Origin of the sequence: Citrobacter sp. Ce104 (genome assembly GCF_030334595.1) — a bacterium.
GTDB classification, from domain to species: domain Bacteria; phylum Pseudomonadota; class Gammaproteobacteria; order Enterobacterales; family Enterobacteriaceae; genus Citrobacter; species Citrobacter europaeus.
Map to the genome: position 1 here is coordinate 265,370 of NZ_JAOWDP010000066.1, position 20,691 is coordinate 286,060.

A 20,691-nucleotide genomic window follows, 5' to 3' on the forward strand; every position below is an offset into this window, starting at 1 on the left:
GCCGGGAAATCAGAGGAAAGATGGGCAGGTCAACCGCCTGCCCATGTAGAGGTAATCAGTAAAGCAGACGCGCGCGAATGGTTCCCGGAAGGGCCTTCATCGCCAGCAGCGCTTTCTCCGCCACATCTTCATCCGCTTCAATATCAATAACCACATAACCTACCTGTGCGGAAGTCTGCAGATACTGCGCGGCAATGTTGACGCCCTGCTCGGCAAAAATCTGGTTCAGCGCGGTCAAAACGCCCGGACGGTTTTCGTGAATGTGCATCAGACGACGACCACCGTGCAGCGGCAGCGAAACTTCCGGGAAGTTAACCGCAGACAACGTAGAGCCGTTGTCGGAATACTTGGTCAGTTTCCCAGCCACTTCCAGACCGATGTTTTCCTGTGCTTCCAGCGTGGACCCACCGATATGCGGCGTCAGGATCACGTTGTCGAAATCACACAGCGGCGAGGTGAACGGATCGCTGTTAGAAGCAGGTTCCGTTGGGAAGACGTCGATGGCCGCTCCCGCCAGATGTTTTGTTGCCAGCGCATCACACAGCGCAGGAATATCGACAACCGTACCACGTGCGGCGTTGATCAGCAGTGCGCCTGGTTTCATCAGCGCAATCTCATGCGCACCCATCATATTTTTGGTGGAGGCGTTTTCCGGTACGTGCAGGCTCACCACGTCGCTCATATTGAGCAGGTCGGAAAGATGCTGAACCTGGGTGGCGTTGCCAAGCGGGAGTTTATTTTCAATATCATAGAAATAGACATGCATCCCCAGCGATTCCGCCAGAATGCCCAACTGAGTACCAATGTGGCCGTAGCCGATGATCCCCAGTTTTTTGCCACGCGCTTCAAACGAGCCGGTAGCCAGTTTATTCCACACGCCGCGGTGTGCTTTGGCGTTCGCTTCGGGTACGCCGCGTAGCAGTAGCAGCAGTTCGCCAATCACCAGTTCCGCAACGGAACGCGTGTTAGAGAATGGCGCGTTGAACACGGGGATCCCGCGTTTTGCCGCAGCGGACAGATCAACCTGGTTGGTGCCGATACAAAAGCAGCCAATCGCGACCAGTTTCTCTGCGGCGTCAATCACATCTTCCGTCAGATGGGTACGGGATCGCAGGCCAATGAAGTGGGCATCACGGATGGACTCTTTCAGTTGCTCAGTGTCCAGAGCGCCTTTGTGAAACTCGATGTTGGTATAACCTGCTGCACGAAGACTTTCGAGCGCTTTTTGGTGTACGCCTTCAACCAGCAGAAATTTAATCTTATCTTTCTCCAGTGATACCTTTGCCATTTCCCCGACCCTGTCTTTTTTTGTTCAAACTGATGTGTTGTGTGTGGGATTTTCATCCGTCTCTTCAACATATCAAAAAAAAATATTGCGGCAATATGAACGTTTGCGTCGCCGTGCTGAAGAAATGTCATTCAACGAGAAATGTCAGAGGAAAATACTGGCGATAACTTTTTCTTTGGAGAGATCGGCAGGACAATATTATAAACGTGACACAAGTCACCAAATTTGCCCTGCCAAAATTTTTTTAACGGGAGAAGACGCTCCCGTCAGATCATTTTACGATAGTTTTCACGCCATCTGGCGTACCGATCAGCGCGACATCCGCACCACGGTTGGCAAACAGACCGACGGTTACCACACCCGGAATCCCGTTGATGGCATTTTCCAGCGCGATGGCGTCGAGGATCTCCAGACCGTATACATCGAGGATCACGTTGCCGTTGTCCGTCACGACGCCCTGACGGTATTCAGGACGACCGCCCAGCTTCACCAACTGGCGAGCCACAGCGCTGCGCGCCATTGGGATCACTTCAACCGGCAGCGGGAAGTTGCCGAGAATATCGACTTCTTTAGACACATCCGCGATACAGATAAATTTCTTCGCTACGGAAGCAATGATTTTTTCACGGGTCAACGCTGCGCCGCCGCCCTTGATCATCTGCATGTGGCCGTTAATTTCATCCGCGCCGTCAACGTATACGTCGAGGCTGTCAACTTCGTTAAGGTCGAACACGTGGATGCCAAGGCTTTTGAGTTTTTCGGTCGAGGCGTCCGAACTGGATACCGCACCTTCAATCTGACCTTTCATTGTGCCCAGCGCATCAATAAAGTGTGCGGCTGTTGAACCTGTACCTACGCCCACAATGGTACCGGGCTGTACATACTTAAGTGCCGCCCATCCTACTGCTTTTTTCAGTTCATCCTGCGTCATGATCGTTTCGCCTGTGGTGGGAAAATTCACGCGCATTATAGAACATTGCGCAGAAAAATGTCCCCACACCCGCTCGCAAGCGGCGGATTTCGTCTTTACCCAATCAAAAATTGTGTCATAGTGCAGAACAAGCAAAAATTTCAGGAGTGCGTCAAAGCAATGAAACGTCCGGACTACAGAACACTACAAGCACTGGATGCGGTTATTCGTGAACGAGGATTTGAGCGCGCGGCGCAAAAGCTGTGCATCACGCAATCCGCCGTTTCACAGCGCATAAAACAGCTTGAGAATATGTTCGGACAACCGTTGCTGGTGCGTACCGTACCACCACGCCCAACCGAGCAAGGGCAGAAACTGCTGGCGCTTTTGCGTCAGGTTGAACTGCTGGAAGACGAGTGGCTGGGCGATGAACAAACCGGCTCAACGCCGCTGCTGCTCTCGCTGGCGGTGAACGCCGACAGTCTGGCAACCTGGTTACTTCCGGCGCTGGCCCCGGTACTGGCAAATTCACCGATTCGCCTGAACCTGCAGGTTGAGGATGAAACGCGCACCCAGGAACGTCTGCGTCGTGGTGAAGTGGTCGGTGCGGTGAGTATTCAGCATCAGGCACTGCCAAGCTGTCTGGTGGATAAACTTGGCGCACTGGACTATCTGTTTGTTGGATCAAAACCTTTCGCCGAGCGTTATTTCCCTAACGGCGTCACCCGCTCTGCCCTGCTGAAAGCCCCGGCGGTAGCGTTTGACCATCTTGATGATATGCACCAGGCGTTCCTGCAACAAAATTTCGACCTGCCGCCAGGCAGCGTACCATGCCATATCGTTAACTCGTCTGAAGCCTTCGTTCAACTGGCTCGTCAGGGAACCACCTGCTGCATGATCCCACATTTACAGATTGAGAAAGAGCTGGCAAGCGGCGAACTTATCGACTTAACACCGGGCCTGTTCCAGCGTCGGATGCTGTACTGGCATCGCTTTGCGCCGGAAAGCCGCATGATGCGCAACGTCACCGATGCGCTGCTGGCCTATGGCCACAACGTGCTGCGTCAGGATTAAACCGTTTATTCCTCCTGAGTGCCGGATGGCGGCGTAACGCTTTATCCGGCCTACAAGCCTTATACCCTCTTTTCATGCTATTCCTGCCACGTCTTTGAAATACATCACAAAATAAAACACGCCGCGCGGCAAAAAACGACGTCCTGTTGGCTATTTTTTGCTGGCGACAAGCCAAATGAAAAAGCACACCGTATTCGCAAAGATTCAACTTATTGCGTAATACGGAGCAAAAAATGGCAAACGTGCAGGAGTGGCAAACACTCGCCAATAAAGAACTCAGCCGACGGGAAAAAACCGTCGAGTCGCTGGAAAGACAGACAGCGGAAGGGATTGCCATCAAGCCGCTGTACACTGAAGCAGACCTCGATAATCTGGAAGTCACGGGCACCCTTCCCGGCCTGCCGCCTTACGTGCGCGGCCCACGCGCCACCATGTATACCGCACAGCCGTGGACCATTCGTCAGTACGCCGGTTTTTCTACCGCCAAAGAGTCCAACGCCTTTTACCGCCGCAACCTCGCCGCCGGGCAAAAAGGGCTTTCCGTCGCCTTTGACCTTGCCACCCATCGTGGCTATGACTCAGACAACCCACGCGTGTCGGGAGACGTCGGTAAAGCCGGCGTGGCGATCGATACCGTCGAAGATATGAAGGTACTGTTCGACCAGATCCCGCTGGATAAGATGTCGGTATCGATGACCATGAACGGCGCGGTGCTGCCGGTACTGGCGTTTTATATCGTCGCAGCAGAAGAACAAGGCGTAACGCCGGAACAGCTCACCGGGACCATTCAGAACGATATTCTGAAAGAATACCTGTGTCGCAACACCTACATTTATCCACCAAAACCGTCGATGCGCATTATCGCCGACATCATCGCCTGGTGCTCCGGCAACATGCCGCGCTTTAACACCATCAGCATCAGCGGCTATCACATGGGTGAAGCTGGGGCAAACTGCGTGCAGCAGGTGGCCTTTACGCTGGCAGACGGTATTGAATACATCAAAGCCGCACTTTCCGCCGGACTGAAAATAGATGACTTCGCCCCGCGCCTGTCGTTCTTCTTCGGCATCGGCATGGATCTGTTTATGAACGTCGCCATGCTGCGCGCGGCGCGATATTTGTGGAGCGAAGCGGTCAGCAGTTTTGGCGCGACGAACCCAAAATCTCTCGCTCTGCGTACCCACTGCCAGACCTCCGGCTGGAGTCTGACCGAGCAGGATCCTTACAACAACGTGGTACGTACCACCATTGAAGCGCTCGGCGCTACGCTCGGCGGCACCCAGTCGCTGCATACCAACGCCTTTGATGAAGCGCTCGGTTTGCCCACCGATTTCTCCGCCCGTATTGCGCGTAATACGCAAATCATCATTCAGGAAGAATCAGAGATCTGCCGCACCGTCGATCCGCTGGCCGGATCGTATTACGTCGAGTCACTCACAGATCAAATCGTCAAGCAGGCGCGTACGATCATCAAGCAGATTGACGAGGCAGGTGGCATGGCGAAAGCGATCGAAGCCGGGCTCCCTAAACGGATGATCGAGGAAGCTTCCGCGCGCGAACAGTCGCTGATCGACCAAGGTAAGCGCGTTATTGTTGGCGTGAACAAGTACAAGCTGGATAAAGAAGACGAGACGTCGGTACTGGAGATCGACAACGTGAAGGTGCGTAATGAGCAAATTGCTTCGCTGCAGCATATCCGCGCCACCCGCGACAACGATGCCGTTAAAACCGCACTATCCGCGCTGACCCACGCCGCGCAGCATAATGAAAACCTGCTGGCTGCCGCCGTCAACGCCGCCCGCGTTCGCGCCACGCTCGGTGAAATCTCCGACGCGCTGGAAGTCGCCTTTGACCGATATCTGGTTCCCAGCCAGTGCGTTACCGGCGTGATTGCGCAAAGCTATCACCAGTCTGATAAATCCGCCGATGAGTTTGACGCTATCGTTGCGCAAACCGAACGCTTCCTCACGGAAAATGGCCGTCGCCCGCGCATTCTGATCGCCAAGATGGGCCAGGACGGCCACGATCGCGGCGCGAAGGTGATCGCCAGCGCCTACTCCGATCTCGGTTTCGATGTCGATCTCAGCCCGATGTTCTCCACACCAGAAGAGATCGCCCGTCTGGCGGTAGAAAACGATGTGCATGTAATAGGCGCATCGTCACTGGCGGCAGGCCATAAAACGCTGATCCCGGAGTTGGTTACCGCACTCAAAAAATGGGGGCGTGAAGATATCTGTGTGGTAGCAGGAGGCGTTATTCCGCCACAGGATTACGCCTTCCTGCACGAGCATGGTGTAGCAGCCATTTATGGCCCCGGCACGCCAATGCTCGACAGCGTCCGCGATGTGTTGACCCGTATCAGTCAACATCATGATTAACGCCGCCACGCTTGAGGATACCGTCCGCCGCTTACGACTCGGTGAACGAGCGACGCTCGCCCAGGCAATGACGCTGGTCGAAAGCAACCACCCGCGCCACCAGCCGTTAAGTACGCAATTGCTGGACGCGATTATGCCGTTCACCGGTAACGCCCTGCGCTTAGGGATCACCGGCACGCCGGGCGCGGGTAAAAGTACGTTCCTGGAAGCATTCGGTATGCTGCTCATCCGCCACGGATTACGGGTGGCGGTGATCGCCGTCGATCCCAGCAGCCCGGTCAGCGGCGGCAGCATTCTTGGTGATAAGACCCGCATGACGGAGCTTGCCCGCGCAGAATCTGCGTTTATTCGCCCGGTCCCTTCCAGCGGTCATTTAGGCGGCGCCAGCCAGCGCGCACGCGAATTAATGCTGCTGTGCGAAGCGGCTGGCTTTGACGTGGTGATTGTAGAGACCGTCGGCGTTGGACAGTCAGAAACCGAAGTCGCAGGTATGGTGGATTGCTTTATCTCACTGCAAATCGCTGGCGGTGGCGACGATTTACAGGGTATCAAAAAAGGCCTGATGGAAATGGCGGATCTGGTCGTCATCAATAAAGACGACGGCGAGAACCATACCAGCGTTGCGATCGCCCGCCATATGTACGAATCCGCCCTGCACATTTTGCGCCGTAAATATGACGAGTGGCAGCCGCGAGTTCTGACCTGTAGCGCCCTGGAAAAACGCGGCATTGAGGAAATCTGGCAGGCGATAACCGACTTTAAAACATGCCTGACCGCCAGCGGTCGACTGGAAAAAGTTCGCCAGCAGCAGGCGGTGGACTGGTTACATCAGCAGGCTGAAGAAGAAGCGCTGCATCTGCTGTTTGCCCGGGCTGATTTCGACCGTTATTTCCAGCAGACGCTGCAGGCTGTCAAAAACAATGATCTTTCGCCGCGCACCGGTCTGCGGCTTATCAGCGAATTTATCCAGCATCATTACTTTCAATAAAGAGAACATTATGTCTTATCAATACGTCAACGTGGTCATCATCCAGAAAGTCGCGGTTATTGAGTTCAACTACGCGCGCAAGCTCAATGCCCTGAGCAAAGTGTTTATTGACGATCTGATGCAGGCGCTGAGCGACCTCAATCGTGCGGACATTCGCTGCATCATTCTACGCGCTCCGAGCGGGGCCAAAGTGTTCTCTGCCGGGCATGATATTCATGAGCTCCCCACCGGACGTCGCGATCCGCTCTCCTATGACGATCCGCTGCGTCAGATAACCCGTATGATCCAAAAATACCCGAAGCCGGTGATCTCCATGGTCGAAGGCAGCGTCTGGGGCGGCGCGTTTGAGATGATCATGAGTTCCGATCTGATCATCGCAGCCAGTACATCCACCTTCTCAATGACCCCGGTCAACCTCGGCGTGCCGTATAACCTTGTGGGCATCCACAACCTGACCCGCGACGCTGGTTTTCACATCGTTAAAGAACTGATTTTTACCGCCTCGCCCATCACCGCTCAACGCGCCATGGCGGTCGGGATCCTCAACCATGTCGTACCTGTCGAGGAACTGGAAGATTTCACCCTGCAAATGGCGCACCACATCTCGGAAAAAGCGCCGCTGGCAATCGCCGTCATCAAAGAAGAACTGCGCGTGCTGGGTGAAGCGCACACCATGAATTCCGATGAGTTCGAGCGTATTCAGGGCATGCGCCGCGCGGTGTACGACAGCGAGGATTATCAGGAAGGGATGAACGCGTTTATGGAAAAACGTAAACCCAATTTTGTCGGCCATTAATCACGTCCGAGAAAGGAGACGGCCATGAAACGGATGAGCGCCGAACAGGCGGCAGAAATTATCCAGCACGATGATATGGTGGCATTCAGCGGCTTTACCCCCGCAGGTTCGCCAAAAGCGTTACCCAGCGCAATTGCCCAACGCGCATGCGAACAGCATCAGCTCGGGCAGCCTTTTCAGATCCGCCTGCTGACCGGAGCATCAATTGGCGCTGCTGCTGATGATGTCCTATCCGCGGCGGATGCCGTTTCCTGGCGCGCGCCTTATCAAACCTCATCGGGCCTGCGCGAGAAAATTAATCAGGGCCAGGTGAGGTTTGTCGATCTCCATTTGAGCGAGGTTGCGCAGATGGTTAATTACGGCTTTTTTGGCGAGATCGATATTGCCGTCATTGAAGCTTCCGCCATTGCGCCAGATGGACGGATTTGGCTTTCCAGCGGTATTGGTAATGCGCCCACCTGGCTTCTGCGGGCGAAAAAAGTGATCATTGAACTGAATCATTACCATAATCCGCGCGTGGCGGAGTTTGCCGACATCGTGATACCCGGCGCACCGCCGCGGCGTAACAGCGTACCCATATTTCATACCATGGATCGCGTGGGCAGTCAGTGCGTGCAGATAGACCCGCAGAAAGTGGTCGCGATAGTGGATACCGACCTACCCGATGCAGGAAATACGGCGGATAAAACCAATCCGGTCAGCCAACAAATTGCCGATAACGTCGTCACTTTCCTGTTGGCAGAAATGGCGCACAAACGCATTCCAGCTGAGTTTCTACCCTTACAAAGCGGCGTGGGCAATATCAACAACGCGGTGATGGCGCGGCTGGGGGAAAACCCGGATATCCCGCCCTTTATGATGTATTCGGAGGTGTTGCAGGAGTCGGTGGTGCATCTGCTGGAAACGGGCAAGATAACCGGCGCCAGCGCCTCCAGCCTGACCATTTCAGCCCCCTCGCTACAGAAGATTTACGACAACATGGACTTCTTCGCCAGCCGTATTGTGCTGCGCCCGCAGGAGATCTCCAATAACCCAGAAATCATTCGACGGCTGGGGGTTATCGCGCTCAACGTGGGCCTGGAATTTGATATCTACGGCCATGCCAATTCCACGCACGTTGCGGGCGTGAACCTGATGAACGGCATCGGCGGCAGCGGGGATTTCGAGCGCAACGCCTACCTGTCTATCTTTATGGCGCCGTCGATTGCCAAAGGCGGGAAAATCTCCACCATCGTACCGATGTGCAGCCATGTCGATCACAGCGAACATAGCGTTAAAGTGATCGTGACCGAACAAGGGATTGCCGATCTGCGTGGGTTATCTCCGATGCAGCGGGCGCACACGATTATCGATAACTGTGCGCACCCTCTTTACCGGGATTACCTGCACCGCTATCTGGAGAAAGCGCCCGGCGGGCATATCCATCACGATCTCAGCCATGCTTTCGATCTGCATCGCAACCTGCTCGAAACAGGTTCAATGCTTGGTTAACTTGCCGTACCGTCACGATCCTCAGCAATATGCTCGAGCATGGTGGCGGTATAGCGATGATTTTTCAGTGAATAGAGAAATTCTTGCATATACATGGGGCTACCGGGCGCGTCGAAATACTTTAGCGTCGACGGATTCACCAGCCGCCAGGCGAAATGAGGGATCACCGTCAAAAACTGCCCGCGCTCCACCGCGCTAATCTTGGCCATAAAGCTGTATGGACGGTAAATAATCGTCGGGTTAATCCCACAGGGTCGCATGTAGGCATCCAGCATCGCCTCAAAGTTAGCGCGATTCTGGAAGCGCATTTGCAGCCAGGGCAACTCGCGCAGCAGATCCTGCGGCTGTTTTTCTTCGTAGCGCCGGGAAACGAGAAAACCCAGACGCAGCGGAGGGAGTTCATTGATCGCCAGATTTTCCAGCTCCTGGACGCGGGGGGAAACGTGCTGCGGCGAGATGATAAAATCGAGTTTGCGATCGAACAGGTTATCAATCACCCCATTCTCACTGAACTCCACGGCCTGGGCCGTCACACCATGGTACTTATCACCAAGGCTTATCAACTGGTCAAAAATAATCGTTGGGTAGGTATTGTCGATGCCGATGACGATTTCCCGCGAACGACGAGAGGCGTTATGGATTTCGTTATCAATGGCAGAGAGGCGCTGATAAACGGGAAACAGCTTCTGATACAGCTCCTGTCCCGCTTTATTCAGACTGATGTTGTTATCTTTGCGGGTAAACAGCGTATAGCCGATTTGATCTTCCAGTGCAGCAATGCTTTTACCGAATGGCGATGCGGTCATATGTATTTTTTCTGCCGCTCTGGCGATGTTATTGGTTTGCGCCAGCAGAATGAAATTACGCATCTTTTTCGAGATAAAAATATCCATAGCGTCCCCTTAAAAATCGCTATGGCCTATCCTCATTACGGCGAAAAAAAAGACCGGATGTGAGGTCTCATTTTTACAGTTGGTCACATAAAAAACCCGGCTGGAAAGCCGGGTCTGGAACGATTACTGGGTTTTGGCTGGCGTTGCTGTTGGCTGCCCCGCAGTCGGCTCAATCTGGAAGACGACATCAACCTGATCGTCAAACTGAATAACCGGCTGTTCGTAGGTTTCCTGAGCGGATGTCGCAGGCGCAGCATCCGCTTTCATCATCCGTACCATCGGGCTCGGTTGATAATTGGATACGTGATAGCGTACGCTGTAAACGGGACCCAGTTTACTGTTAAAGCCCGCTGCCAGTTGTTCAGCCTGATGAATAGCATCATCAATTGCTGCTTTACGCGCCTTGTCTTTATAAGCATCCGGTTGGGCAACACCGAGCGATACCGAACGAATCTCATTCAGACCGGCCTTTAGTGCGCCATCAAGCAGCGCATTGAGTTTGTCCAGCTGACGCAGCGTGACTTCAACGGTACGCACCGCACGATAGCCTTTGAGGATGCTTTTGCCGTTCTGGTAGTCGTAGTCCGGCTGGGTACGCAGGTTTGCAGCGCTAATGTCTTTCTTCGCTATCTGGTTCTGTTCAAGGAAGGAGAGATATTGCGCCACGCGCTCATCAGCCTGCTTCTTCGCTGAAGCCGCATCCTTTGCAGCAACGTTCACTTCAATCGCCAGAGTGGCGATGTCTGGTGTCGCATCCACGCTTGCCGTTCCGGAAGTCACGATGTGCGGTCCATTTGGCAACTCATTTGCCTGTACCGATAGTGCGCTGAATCCGACTAATGCCGCCAGGGCCATTATTTTGAACTTCACGGTCGTTCCTCCATGTTTCATTAATTACCCCGAAACTCAGGGCACATGCAGGCAAGCTTAGCCGATCTCGCTGCGTTGTCCATCAGACAACACTTAGTTGAACAACGCATGAACGTGCGCAACACCTTCTTTTGCCAGCTGAAAAGCGATAAACCACATCACTAATCCTACCAGCGTATTGATGATGCGCTGTGCTTTAGCAGTACGCAGGCGCGGAGCAAGCCAGGCCGCCAGCAATGCCAGGCCGAAGAACCACAGGAACGAAGCGCTGACGGTTCCCAGCGCAAACCAGCGCTTAGGCTCAACGTCCAGTTGCCCTCCCAGACTCCCCAGCACCACAAAGGTATCCAGATAAACATGGGGATTGAGCCACGTCACCGCCAGCATAGTAGCAATGATTTTCCAGCGGCCCTGCTTCATCACCTCAGCGCTGGCCAGCTCCAGATTACTACTCATCGCCGTTTTTAACGCACCAAAACCGTACCAGAGTAAAAAGGCGACGCCGCCCCAGGTGACCAGCGCCATCAGCCACGGCGACTGCATCAGCAAGGCGCTACCGCCGAAGATCCCCGCGCAAATCAACGCCAAATCGCTGATAGCGCAAAGTAAAGCGATCATGATGTGATACTGGCGACGGATCCCCTGATTCATCACAAAAGCATTTTGTGGACCAAGCGGAAGTATCATGGCCGCACCAAGTGCAAGCCCTTGAAAATAATACGATAACACGTTAATCATCCCGAACTGTTTCTCTTAGGAGCAGACTATAGCGCGGGAAAATCATTAGCGGAAATTGATAATTTTAATCAGGGATAAGAGGAATTAATACCAGGAGGGAAGATGCCGGATGGCGGCTGGCACCTTGTCCGGCCTGGAGATTTTGTAGGCCCGGTAAGCGATAGCGCCACCGGGCACGCGATTACTCTGCAGCGCTCTCTTTCACACGCTTGAAGTTCACATCCATCTGCGGATACGGGAAGCTGATGCCGTTGGCGTCAAACTCGCGTTTAATACGCTCCAGAACGTCCCAATAGACGCTTTGCAGATCGCTGCTGTTGCTCCAGACGCGTACGACGAAATTAATCGAGGAAGCGCCCAGCTCATTCAGGCGCACCGTCATTTCACGATCTTTAATGATTCGTTCGTCAGACTGGATGATATCAGTGAGGATTTTTTTCACCTGATCGATATCGGAGTCATAAGCTACGCCGATGATAAATTCGTTACGACGGACCGGCTCGCGAGAGAAGTTAATGATGTTCCCGGCAATAATTTTACCGTTTGGGATCACCACAATCTTACCGTCAACGGTACGCATGGTCGTGGAGAAAATCTGCACGTTGAGCACGGTTCCCGCTACGCCGCCGAGGTCTACATACTCACCCGCACGGAACGGACGGAACATTACCAACAGCACGCCAGCGGCGAGGTTGGACAACGAACCTTGCAGTGCCAGACCAACGGCTAAACCAGCGGCACCGAGAACGGCAATCACGGAGGCGGTTTGTACCCCAACGCGGCCCAGAGCGGCAATCAGCGTGAAAGCGATAATACCGTAGCGCACCAGTGCGGAGAGGAAGTCGGCAACGGTTGCATCAATTTTACGCGCCAGCATCAGGCGGTTAACGGTGTTAGATACGATGCGCGCCACGATCATACCGATAATGACAATGGCGATGGCCGCCACGATGTTGACGGCATAGCTCAACAGCAGCTCCTGATTGCGGACCAGCCAGGTGCCCGCACCGTTTATGCTGTCGACAACATTCAAATCTTCCATTCACTATTCCTTTTTTGCTTACCCAAACGGGAGAAATAAAGCCGCCCTCACGGGACTGGCAACCTGACAAGGGTAAACAATAAACCTGGATTTTGCCAAACAGATCACAGAATTCTCTGTCAGCAGCACATTGAAATGGCAATAAAAAAGGCCCGCATTTGCGGGCCTCATGTCACGTAGAACGGCGTTAATTACAGAACGTCAACCGCGTTCAGTTCTTTGAAAGCCTGTTCCAGACGGGTGATCATGGTTGCCTGACCAGCACGCAGCCATACGCGCGGATCGTAGTATTTCTTGTTCGGCTGATCTTCGCCTTTCGGGTTGCCCAGCTGACCCTGCAGGTAAGCTTCGTTTGCTTTGTAGTAGTTCAGAACGCCTTCCCAGGTCGCCCATTGGGTATCGGTGTCGATGTTCATTTTCACTACGCCGTAGCTTACGGAGTCTTTGATTTCCTGAGCAGTAGAACCGGAACCGCCGTGGAAGACGAAGTTCAGGCTGTTGTGCGGCAGGTTATGTTTCTTAGAAACATAGTCCTGAGAGTCGCGCAGGATGGTCGGGGTCAGAACAACGTTACCCGGCTTGTAAACGCCGTGTACGTTACCGAAGGAAGCTGCGATGGTGAAACGCGGGCTGATTTTGCTCAGCTCGGTGTAGGCGTAATCAACGTCTTCCGGCTGGGTGTACAGTGCAGAAGCGTCCATGTGGCTGTTGTCCACGCCATCTTCTTCGCCACCGGTGCAACCCAGTTCGATTTCCAGGGTCATGCCCATTTTGGACATGCGCGCCAGGTATTTGGAGCAGATTTCGATGTTCTCTTCCAGAGACTCTTCAGACAGGTCGATCATGTGAGAAGAGAACAGTGGTTTGCCGGTTGCTGCGAAGTGTTTTTCACCCGCGTCCAGCAGACCGTCGATCCACGGCAGCAGTTTCTTCGCGCAGTGGTCAGTGTGCAGGATAACCGGAACACCGTAGTGTTCAGCCATCTGGTGAACGTGATGCGCGCCAGAGATAGCACCCAGGATTGCAGCGCCCTGAGGAACGTCGGACTTCACGCCTTTACCCGCGATGAAAGAAGCACCACCGTTGGAGAACTGTACGATTACCGGCGCTTTAACTTTTGCAGCGGTTTCCAGTACGGCGTTGATGGAGTCGGTACCAACGCAGTTAACAGCTGGCAGAGCAAAGTTGTTTTCTTTAGCTACCTGGAAAACTTTCTGTACGTCATCACCAGTGATTACGCCTGGTTTTACGAAATCAAAAATTTTAGACATGTTGCGAGTCCTGTATCTTCGGCCTTGGAAAGGGCGCGCGCTCTAAAGCGCGCTAATAATTGGGCAGGTTACCCTGCCCATTAAATGCTTACTTTTTAGCGCGCTCTTCGAGCATCGCTACTGCTGGCAGTACTTTGCCTTCCACGAATTCGAGGAATGCGCCGCCGCCAGTGGAGATGTAGGAGATTTTGTCAGCAATACCGAACAGGTCGATAGCTGCCAGGGTGTCGCCGCCGCCTGCGATAGAGAACGCTTCGCTGTCTGCGATGGCGTTAGCCACGATTTCAGTACCCTTGCGGAAGTTCGGGAATTCGAACACGCCAACCGGGCCGTTCCACAGAATGGTTTTCGCATTCTTCAGGATGTCAGCCAGTTGCTGTGCAGAAGCGTCGCCGATGTCCAGGATCTGCTCGTCTTCTTTCACATCGCTAACGGATTTCAGAGTAGCCGGTGCAGTTTCAGAGAATTCAGTCGCTACGCGAACGTCGGTCGGGACCGGGATGTCGCAAGTGGTCAGCAGGCGCTTAGCTTCGTCAACCAGGTCAGCTTCATACAGGGATTTACCCACGTTGTGGCCTTGAGCGGCAACGAAGGTGTTCGCGATACCACCGCCAACGATCAGTTGGTCAGCGATTTTTGACAGAGAATCCAGAACGGTCAGTTTGGTAGAAACTTTAGAACCACCAACGATAGCCACCATCGGACGAGCAGGTTCTTTCAGCGCTTTACCCAGCGCATCCAGCTCTTCAGCCAGCAGCGGGCCAGCGCACGCTACGTCAGCAAATTTGCCGATACCGTGGGTAGAAGCCTGCGCACGGTGAGCCGTACCGAAAGCATCCATGACGAATACGTCGCACAGCGCAGCATATTTTTTGGACAGCGCTTCGTCGTCTTTCTTCTCGCCTTTGTTGAAGCGAACGTTTTCCAGAACAACCAGTTCACCGGCAGCGACTTCAACGCCGTCCAGGTAATCTTTTACCAGGCGAACTGGAGCAGACAGTTTGTCTTTCAGATAGTTAACAACCGGCAGCAGAGAGAATTCTTCGTTGTACTCGCCTTCGGTAGGACGACCCAGGTGGGAAGTTACCATCACTTTAGCACCCTGTTTCAGGGCCAGTTCGATGGTTGGCAGGGAAGCACGGATACGCGCATCGCTGGTTACTTTCCCTTCTTTAACTGGTACGTTCAGGTCCGCACGGATAAAAACGCGTTTACCAGCCAGATCCAGATCGGTCATCTTAATTACAGACATGGTGAATCCTCTCGTTGATTCATAAAGTTTTGTCGACGCTCAAGCGTCGAGCCTGAAACCAATAGCAGCCATCGCTAACGTTGTGTCGAGCATACGGTTAGCAAAGCCCCATTCATTATCACACCAGACCAGCGTTTTGATCAGGTGAGCGCCACTCACGCGCGTTTGCGTACCATCAACGATGGCGCTGTGCGGGTCGTGGTTAAAATCTACAGAGACCAACGGTAATTCCGTATAGTCAACTATACCATGAAATGCACCTTGTGCTGCTTTTTGCAGCAACTGGTTGACTTCACTGGCTTTTACTGGTTTTTTCACCGTCACGCTTAAGTCGATCGCCGTCACATTTATGGTCGGTACACGCACCGCTATCGCTTCAAAACGATCGTTAAACTGCGGGAAAATTCGCGTGATGCCCGCCGCCAGTTTGGTATCCACCGGAATAATCGACTGACTGGCCGCTCGCGTGCGACGCAGGTCGGGATGATAAGCATCAATAACCTGCTGATCGTGCATCGCGGAGTGGATCGTGGTGACGGTACCAGACTCAATGCCGTAAGCATCATCCAGCAATTTAATGACGGGAATTATACAATTCGTGGTGCAGGAGGCGTTGGATACAATTCGGTGCTCAGCGCGCAGCTGATCCTGATTAACGCCATACACAACGGTTGCGTCGATGTCGTGACTGCCAGGATGTGAAAAGAGCACTTTTTTTGCACCAGCGGCAATATGCGCCTCGCCGTGTTCGCGATTGCCGAAGACCCCCGTACAATCCAGCACGATGTCGACACCCAGTTCGCGCCATGGAAGCGCATCGAGTGTTCGCTCATGCAGAATGCGGATCGCGTCATCGCCAACAATGAGCTGGTCACGTTCCTGACGAACATCCCAGGCAAAACGTCCATGGCTGGTGTCATATTTCAACAAATGCGCCATGCCTGCAGCATCGGCCAGTTCGTTGATTGCCACCACGGTGATTTCCGCCCGACGCCCGGATTCATACAAAGCACGAACCACGTTGCGTCCGATGCGACCGAAACCATTAATCGCTACGCGTACGGTCATAGGTCTCCTGCAAGGATTTCTCAGAAACGATGTGGCAGACAGAGTAATGCAGCAAATCGCTCAGGGAAACCTTACCTGTCGCAAACTGCGACTAATTGGTTAATTGTCGAACATTTAATCGACTGAAACGCTTCAGCTAGAATAAGCGAAACGAGGAATAAAAGGAATGATTGTCCAGCAACAGAACACAGTTATCTGACTTACGTCACATTTTAACGCCCTTCAGCGCTAAATTTATTCCATATTCCAGAATTACGAATAACAGTAGCAAGATTATTTCGTTGCCATGTCACAAATCCTGATTTATATCAGGAAGCTCCCTAACCCGCGTCTATATTATCAGCGCTACGTCCGAGTCTCGGAGTCCCTCAACTATGGCTATATTCTATCCCCCATCATCTGAAGCTCGCTTTCATGCGCTGCGGTTATTACCCGGTCAGGAAGTCTTTTCAGCGCTACACGCTTTTGTACAACAACATCAGCTACAGGCTGGTTGGATAGCGGGTTGCACCGGCAGCCTGAGCAACATAGCCCTGCGCTTCGCTGGACGCGAAGAAACCACGTTACTCACCGATTCGTGGGAAATTATCTCTCTGAACGGCACGCTGGAACTTACCGGTGAGCATCTCCATCTGGCGGTTGCCGACCCGCGCGGCGCGATGCTGGGCGGCCACATGATGCCGGGCTGTACCGTGCGCACCACGCTGGAACTGGTGATTGGCGAGCTGACGTCTCTGGCATTCAGCCGTCAGCCATGCGCCGTTTCCGGTTATGACGAACTGGTTATTTCATCCCGCTAACGTTTTACTTGAAAGAGGTTTTCTATGGCGCGTCGCCAATTTTCCAGCCAGTCTCTGGTACTGATTGTCATTGCTATCGCCATCAATATGGTCGGTGGGCAGCTTATCAGCATGCTGAAACTACCTATTTTTCTCGACTCGATTGGTACCTTGATTAGCGCAGTGCTGCTAGGTCCAGTGGTGGGGATGCTCACCGGATTACTCACTAACCTGTTATGGGGGTTACTGACCGATCCGATCGCCGCCGCCTTTGCGCCCGTCGCCATGGTGATTGGACTGGTCGCCGGTTGGCTGGCGCGGGCGGGATGGTTTCGCACCTTACCCAAAGTCGTTGTCAGCGGTGTGATTATTACGCTTGCTGTTACCCTCGTTGCCGTGCCTATTCGCACGACCCTGTTTGGCGGCGTTACCGGCAGCGGTGCCGATCTTTTTGTCGCGTGGATGCACTCGGTCGGTCAGAACCTGGTGGAGTCCGTCGCCATCACCGTCATCGGTGCGAATCTGGTCGATAAAATCCTCACGGCAATCATCGTCTGGGTACTACTCCGCCAGCTCCCGCTGCGCACAACGCGCCATTTCCCTACGATGTCTGCCGTGCGCTAAATGCACCCGTTTACGTCGTTAACTCTGTGGGCACTCGCCGCCTGCTCCACGCTCCTGCTGCCAACCGGAGCGCCGCTTAGTCTGTACAGCGCCGCGACGTTCGCCAGTTTGTTGTGTATGAAGGCTACGCGGTCGCGGGCGAAATACGTACTCTGGCTGATGATCCCCTTAGGACTGGGGCTATGGCTGGTGCACGGCGGATGGCTTACCGAATGGATCAGCGGACAACCACGCACGCCAGAACGTTGGGCCGATGCCATTACGCTCTGGCTGCGGATCCTGGCTATTGTGTCAACATCGCAGATATGGATGCAGTACGTACCGGTTTCGCGTTTTATACGCGCCCTGTTTGCTTCTCGGCTGCCGCCAGGTGTGGCCTACCTGTTTGCCGGGCCGTTGCTGGTCGTTGAACAGTTCAAACGCCAGTTGGCGATTATTCATGAGGCCCAGCGCGCACGCGGCGTACCGCTGGATGAGTCCTGGTACCAACGTTTACGCGCCATGCCAGCATTGATTGTTCCGCTTACCCATAACGCGCTCAATGATTTAGCCGTCCGCGGCGCGGCGCTCGATATGCGAGGATTTCGCCTGCATCGCTCACGCACCACGCTGTGGGCGCCGCCAGACAGCCCCCTGCAGCGTCTGGCTCGCTACGCCATGATAGTTCTGATGATGGTTGAGACAGGAGTCTGGATTTGGTTACGTTAGAACAGTTTCGCTATCTTCCGACGCATGCCGCGCGGCCCCCCGCTTGCTACAATTTCCACTATGCCGAGCCCGGAATGGTAGCTATTTTTGGCGATAACGGCAGTGGGAAAAGTACGCTGGCACAGCTGATGGCAGGCTGGTACCCCGATTTCCTGCCCGGAGAAATTGAGGGCACAGGAACGCTGCTGGGTACCCCCATCGGGAAACTGTCACTGGTCGAGCAGTCGAGTACTGTCCAGCTTGTACAGCAGTCACCTTACCTGCAGCTTTCAGGTTGTACATTCAGCGTAGAGGAAGAAGTGGCGTTTGGTCCGGAAAATCTCTGCCTTACCGAGGCCGAAATTATGAAGCGCATTGATGAAGCCCTGACGCTGACGGAATGTCAGCCTCTGCGCCGTCGTCATCCTGGCACGCTTTCCGGCGGAGAAACCCAGCGGGTGGTGATTGCCAGCGCGCTCGCCATGCAGCCGAAAATATTGATTCTGGACGAAGCATTCAGCCGCCTGACAGCGCAGGCGACTGTGATGCTACTCAAGCGACTGCAACAATGGGCGCAGGAACAGCATGCTTTGGTGGTGCTTTTCGAACGCAATCATTCCCCTTTTCTCAGCCATTGCCAGCAGGCGTGGCAACTGCGCGATGGAGCATTGTCACCGCTATGCTAACGTTAAATCAGGTCAGCTATCGCTGGCCGAACGCCGCCGATGACTGCCTGTGCAATATTTCACTTGAACTCCATGAAGGGGAATGGCTGGCGCTTACAGGCGATAATGGCGCCGGTAAATCTACGCTGCTGCGTATTATGGCCGGGCTGCTATTTCCGTCTTCTGGCTCAGTAACGGTACAAAACCGTCCGATTGCGCAACTGAAAAACCGGGAGCGCGCCAGGGCGATCGGCGTGCTGTTTCAGGAGGCGGAAAATCAAATCTTTCACAGCAAGGTAGCAGAGGAAGTGGCTTTCGGATTACGGCTACAGAAGCTCCCGGTAGCTGAGATTGCGCAACGTACGTCGGCAGCACTGCAGTTATGTCAGCTAGAGGACGTTGCCGACGCACACCCACTGGATCTGCATACTGCTCAACGACGAATGGTTGCCGTCGCCAGTCTGGAAGCACTCGCGCCCGCGATTCTACTGCTGGATGAACCCAGCCGGGATTTTGATGCGCACTGGCTTGGCGTCTTCGAAAACTGGCTGGCGGTATGTCGTGCGCGTGGTACAAGCATTGTAGCGATCAGTCATGACGCGGCGTTTACGCAGCGTCATTTCTCGCGCGTGGTACGTCTACACAATAAAAATATCATACAGCCCGATATGCACCATCGACCGTCATCTCCAGCATAAAGTTTGCTGACCGACTCCCATCCAGTACCCGACGAACATTCGGTCCGTCGGTACGCTCATAAAACGCCTCAGCGTCAGCTTGTGAGAGTCCACCAGCCAGTTTACGACCTACCAGTCGCATGCGCAGCGCATTGGCGGGGGCGCGAATAAACAACGAGCAATCACAAAACTCAGCTAACGCTCGCCACCTTTCGTCATCGCGCAATAACCAGTTTCCTTCCACAATCACGATCGGTGCCGTCACTGTGATGGCCGCTTCTACCGGATCGTGCTTTTGCCGATCATATTGCGGCCAGGATCCTTCCCCTTCCTTTATCTGGCGTAGATTCTGCGCAAGCTTATCCACATCAAAGGTTTCCGGCGCACCTTTGTATGCCCGCAGGTTATGGGCATTCAGCCAGGTATTATAGTGATGGAAGCCATCCATCGGCAGCGTCTGGATCTCCGGCAGGTCAGGATCCTGATAGGAGAGATATTCCCAGAAGGTGGTCAGCGTCGATTTCCCCGTACCCGGCGGCGCGCTAAGAAAAACAATCGTTCGTCGCTGCGGGTTAGTGGCGTGTATTTTTGCCAACTGATGCAATAACGGTTTATGAACGTTCTCTATCTCATCATCATGGTAATGCGCTTCAACTTGTAGCCCATTCACCGTTAGTTCGATTTTCACGGCGTTAATTCCTTTAAAATCGCCGTTACTGCCAGCGTCATTGCCGTCTTGACCATGGCGCTAAAGCGCACTTCAGACCACGCAGCAAAGTCGGCAAATTTCATCGACTCCAGCGCACCATAAAGGGTCGCATTGCGGGTGATACTGTTCACGTTGCTGACAAAATCCCAGGTAATATCATCGGCAAAACCGGGGATATTATCCTGCTCGTTCAGGTACTGATAAAACTGAGAGAAATGGGTGATGTCGGCATAAAGCCATTTATCCATTTTTCCCAGCGCATAAATCAGTCGTAACGCAACGTCGATATCGTCAAGCGGTCCACTCTGGGCGAGTAACGGCTTCACTGCATATTCCACGATTTCTTCATCGTTATTAACGAACAGCGACGGTAAAAAACGCTTAATGCCCTGGAGCAAAATGTTATGTGCCGTCGTCATAAACGAGAGTAAATTATTTTGAGCATCCAGTTGCTCAAGCACATCGTCTTCTGTCAGCGTCGTCATTAGTTA

General features: G+C 53.7%; 21 protein-coding genes. 10 read left to right on the plus strand and 11 right to left on the minus strand.

Annotated features, from left to right (window positions below):
* Positions 1 to 55 precede the first annotated feature (55 nt).
* A complete protein-coding gene (gene serA / locus OGW16_RS17540; RefSeq protein WP_075145657.1) occupies positions 56 to 1,288 on the minus strand; it encodes a phosphoglycerate dehydrogenase in 1,233 nt (410 codons plus the stop codon).
* Between the two features lie 271 nt (positions 1,289 to 1,559).
* Positions 1,560 to 2,219 (minus strand): ribose-5-phosphate isomerase RpiA, encoded by a 660-nt coding sequence (gene rpiA / locus OGW16_RS17545; protein ID WP_286518661.1) that lies wholly within the window; start codon positions 2,217 to 2,219, stop codon positions 1,560 to 1,562.
* A 159-nt stretch (positions 2,220 to 2,378) separates the two neighbouring features.
* Between rpiA and argP the strand changes: the two genes are divergently transcribed.
* From argP to scpC, 5 genes are all read left to right on the plus strand, one after another.
* Positions 2,379 to 3,272 (plus strand): DNA-binding transcriptional regulator ArgP, encoded by an 894-nt coding sequence (gene argP / locus OGW16_RS17550; RefSeq protein WP_043017520.1) that lies wholly within the window; start codon positions 2,379 to 2,381, stop codon positions 3,270 to 3,272.
* Positions 3,273 to 3,505: 233 nt separating this feature from the next.
* Positions 3,506 to 5,650: a methylmalonyl-CoA mutase gene (scpA, locus tag OGW16_RS17555; protein WP_043017521.1), complete on the plus strand. Its 2,145-nt coding sequence runs from the start codon at positions 3,506 to 3,508 to the stop codon at positions 5,648 to 5,650.
* A complete protein-coding gene (meaB, locus tag OGW16_RS17560) occupies positions 5,643 to 6,638 on the plus strand; it encodes a methylmalonyl Co-A mutase-associated GTPase MeaB (protein ID WP_286518662.1) in 996 nt (331 codons plus the stop codon). The genes scpA and meaB overlap by 8 nt, the downstream gene beginning before the upstream one ends.
* 10 nt (positions 6,639 to 6,648) lie before the next feature.
* Positions 6,649 to 7,434, plus strand: coding sequence for a methylmalonyl-CoA decarboxylase (gene scpB / locus OGW16_RS17565; RefSeq protein WP_008785757.1), 786 nt, complete (start codon positions 6,649 to 6,651; stop codon positions 7,432 to 7,434).
* Between the two features lie 24 nt (positions 7,435 to 7,458).
* Complete coding sequence (gene scpC / locus OGW16_RS17570) at positions 7,459 to 8,925, plus strand: succinyl-CoA:acetate CoA-transferase ScpC (RefSeq protein WP_286518663.1); 1,467 nt, start codon at positions 7,459 to 7,461, stop codon at positions 8,923 to 8,925.
* On the opposite strand, the gene srsR is transcribed toward scpC, so the two are convergent.
* The 7 genes from srsR to epd form a co-directional block, all read right to left on the minus strand.
* Positions 8,922 to 9,818 (minus strand): LysR family transcriptional regulator SrsR, encoded by an 897-nt coding sequence (srsR, locus tag OGW16_RS17575; RefSeq protein ID WP_043017524.1) that lies wholly within the window; start codon positions 9,816 to 9,818, stop codon positions 8,922 to 8,924. The genes scpC and srsR overlap by 4 nt on opposite strands.
* A 123-nt stretch (positions 9,819 to 9,941) precedes the next feature.
* Positions 9,942 to 10,688: an oxidative stress defense protein gene (locus OGW16_RS17580; RefSeq protein ID WP_043017525.1), complete on the minus strand. Its 747-nt coding sequence runs from the start codon at positions 10,686 to 10,688 to the stop codon at positions 9,942 to 9,944.
* A 93-nt stretch (positions 10,689 to 10,781) separates the two neighbouring features.
* Positions 10,782 to 11,417 (minus strand): arginine exporter ArgO, encoded by a 636-nt coding sequence (argO, locus tag OGW16_RS17585; protein WP_043017991.1) that lies wholly within the window; start codon positions 11,415 to 11,417, stop codon positions 10,782 to 10,784.
* A 190-nt stretch (positions 11,418 to 11,607) separates the two neighbouring features.
* Positions 11,608 to 12,468, minus strand: a complete 861-nt coding sequence (locus tag OGW16_RS17590) for a small-conductance mechanosensitive channel MscS (RefSeq protein WP_043017526.1) — start codon at positions 12,466 to 12,468, stop codon at positions 11,608 to 11,610.
* Positions 12,469 to 12,659: 191 nt separating this feature from the next.
* Positions 12,660 to 13,739, minus strand: coding sequence for a class II fructose-bisphosphate aldolase (gene fbaA / locus OGW16_RS17595; RefSeq protein ID WP_003027029.1), 1,080 nt, complete (start codon positions 13,737 to 13,739; stop codon positions 12,660 to 12,662).
* 88 nt (positions 13,740 to 13,827) lie between these two features.
* Positions 13,828 to 14,991: a phosphoglycerate kinase gene (gene pgk, locus OGW16_RS17600; RefSeq protein ID WP_043017527.1), complete on the minus strand. Its 1,164-nt coding sequence runs from the start codon at positions 14,989 to 14,991 to the stop codon at positions 13,828 to 13,830.
* 39 nt (positions 14,992 to 15,030) lie between these two features.
* Entirely contained in the window at positions 15,031 to 16,059 is a 1,029-nt protein-coding gene (gene epd / locus OGW16_RS17605) for an erythrose-4-phosphate dehydrogenase (RefSeq protein WP_008785759.1), read from the minus strand.
* A 374-nt stretch (positions 16,060 to 16,433) separates the two neighbouring features.
* On the opposite strand from epd, the gene OGW16_RS17610 reads away from it, so the two are divergent.
* The 5 genes from OGW16_RS17610 to OGW16_RS17630 are packed head-to-tail and all read left to right on the plus strand — an operon-like array spanning position 16,434 to position 19,512.
* Positions 16,434 to 16,859, plus strand: coding sequence for a PPC domain-containing DNA-binding protein (locus OGW16_RS17610; RefSeq protein ID WP_043017528.1), 426 nt, complete (start codon positions 16,434 to 16,436; stop codon positions 16,857 to 16,859).
* Positions 16,860 to 16,883: 24 nt separating this feature from the next.
* A complete protein-coding gene (locus OGW16_RS17615; RefSeq protein WP_003027040.1) occupies positions 16,884 to 17,462 on the plus strand; it encodes an ECF transporter S component in 579 nt (192 codons plus the stop codon).
* Positions 17,463 to 18,170, plus strand: coding sequence for an energy-coupling factor transporter transmembrane component T (locus OGW16_RS17620; RefSeq protein ID WP_213732024.1), 708 nt, complete (start codon positions 17,463 to 17,465; stop codon positions 18,168 to 18,170). It abuts the gene before it with no gap.
* Positions 18,158 to 18,835, plus strand: coding sequence for an ABC transporter ATP-binding protein (locus OGW16_RS17625; RefSeq protein ID WP_080626127.1), 678 nt, complete (start codon positions 18,158 to 18,160; stop codon positions 18,833 to 18,835). Before OGW16_RS17620 ends, OGW16_RS17625 begins: the two co-directional genes overlap by 13 nt.
* The gene (locus OGW16_RS17630; RefSeq protein ID WP_075145652.1) at positions 18,829 to 19,512 is read left to right on the plus strand and encodes an ABC transporter ATP-binding protein; all 684 of its coding nucleotides are present in this window, start codon (positions 18,829 to 18,831) and stop codon (positions 19,510 to 19,512) included. The genes OGW16_RS17625 and OGW16_RS17630 overlap by 7 nt, the downstream gene beginning before the upstream one ends.
* Here OGW16_RS17630 and OGW16_RS17635 read toward each other — a convergent pair.
* Both OGW16_RS17635 and OGW16_RS17640 read right to left on the minus strand, forming a co-directional pair.
* Complete coding sequence (locus OGW16_RS17635; protein WP_286518664.1) at positions 19,469 to 20,179, minus strand: nucleoside/nucleotide kinase family protein; 711 nt, start codon at positions 20,177 to 20,179, stop codon at positions 19,469 to 19,471. The genes OGW16_RS17630 and OGW16_RS17635 overlap by 44 nt on opposite strands.
* Positions 20,176 to 20,685, minus strand: a complete 510-nt coding sequence (locus tag OGW16_RS17640; protein WP_016154381.1) for an MltR family transcriptional regulator — start codon at positions 20,683 to 20,685, stop codon at positions 20,176 to 20,178. The genes OGW16_RS17635 and OGW16_RS17640 overlap by 4 nt, the downstream gene beginning before the upstream one ends.
* Positions 20,686 to 20,691 lie beyond the last annotated feature (6 nt).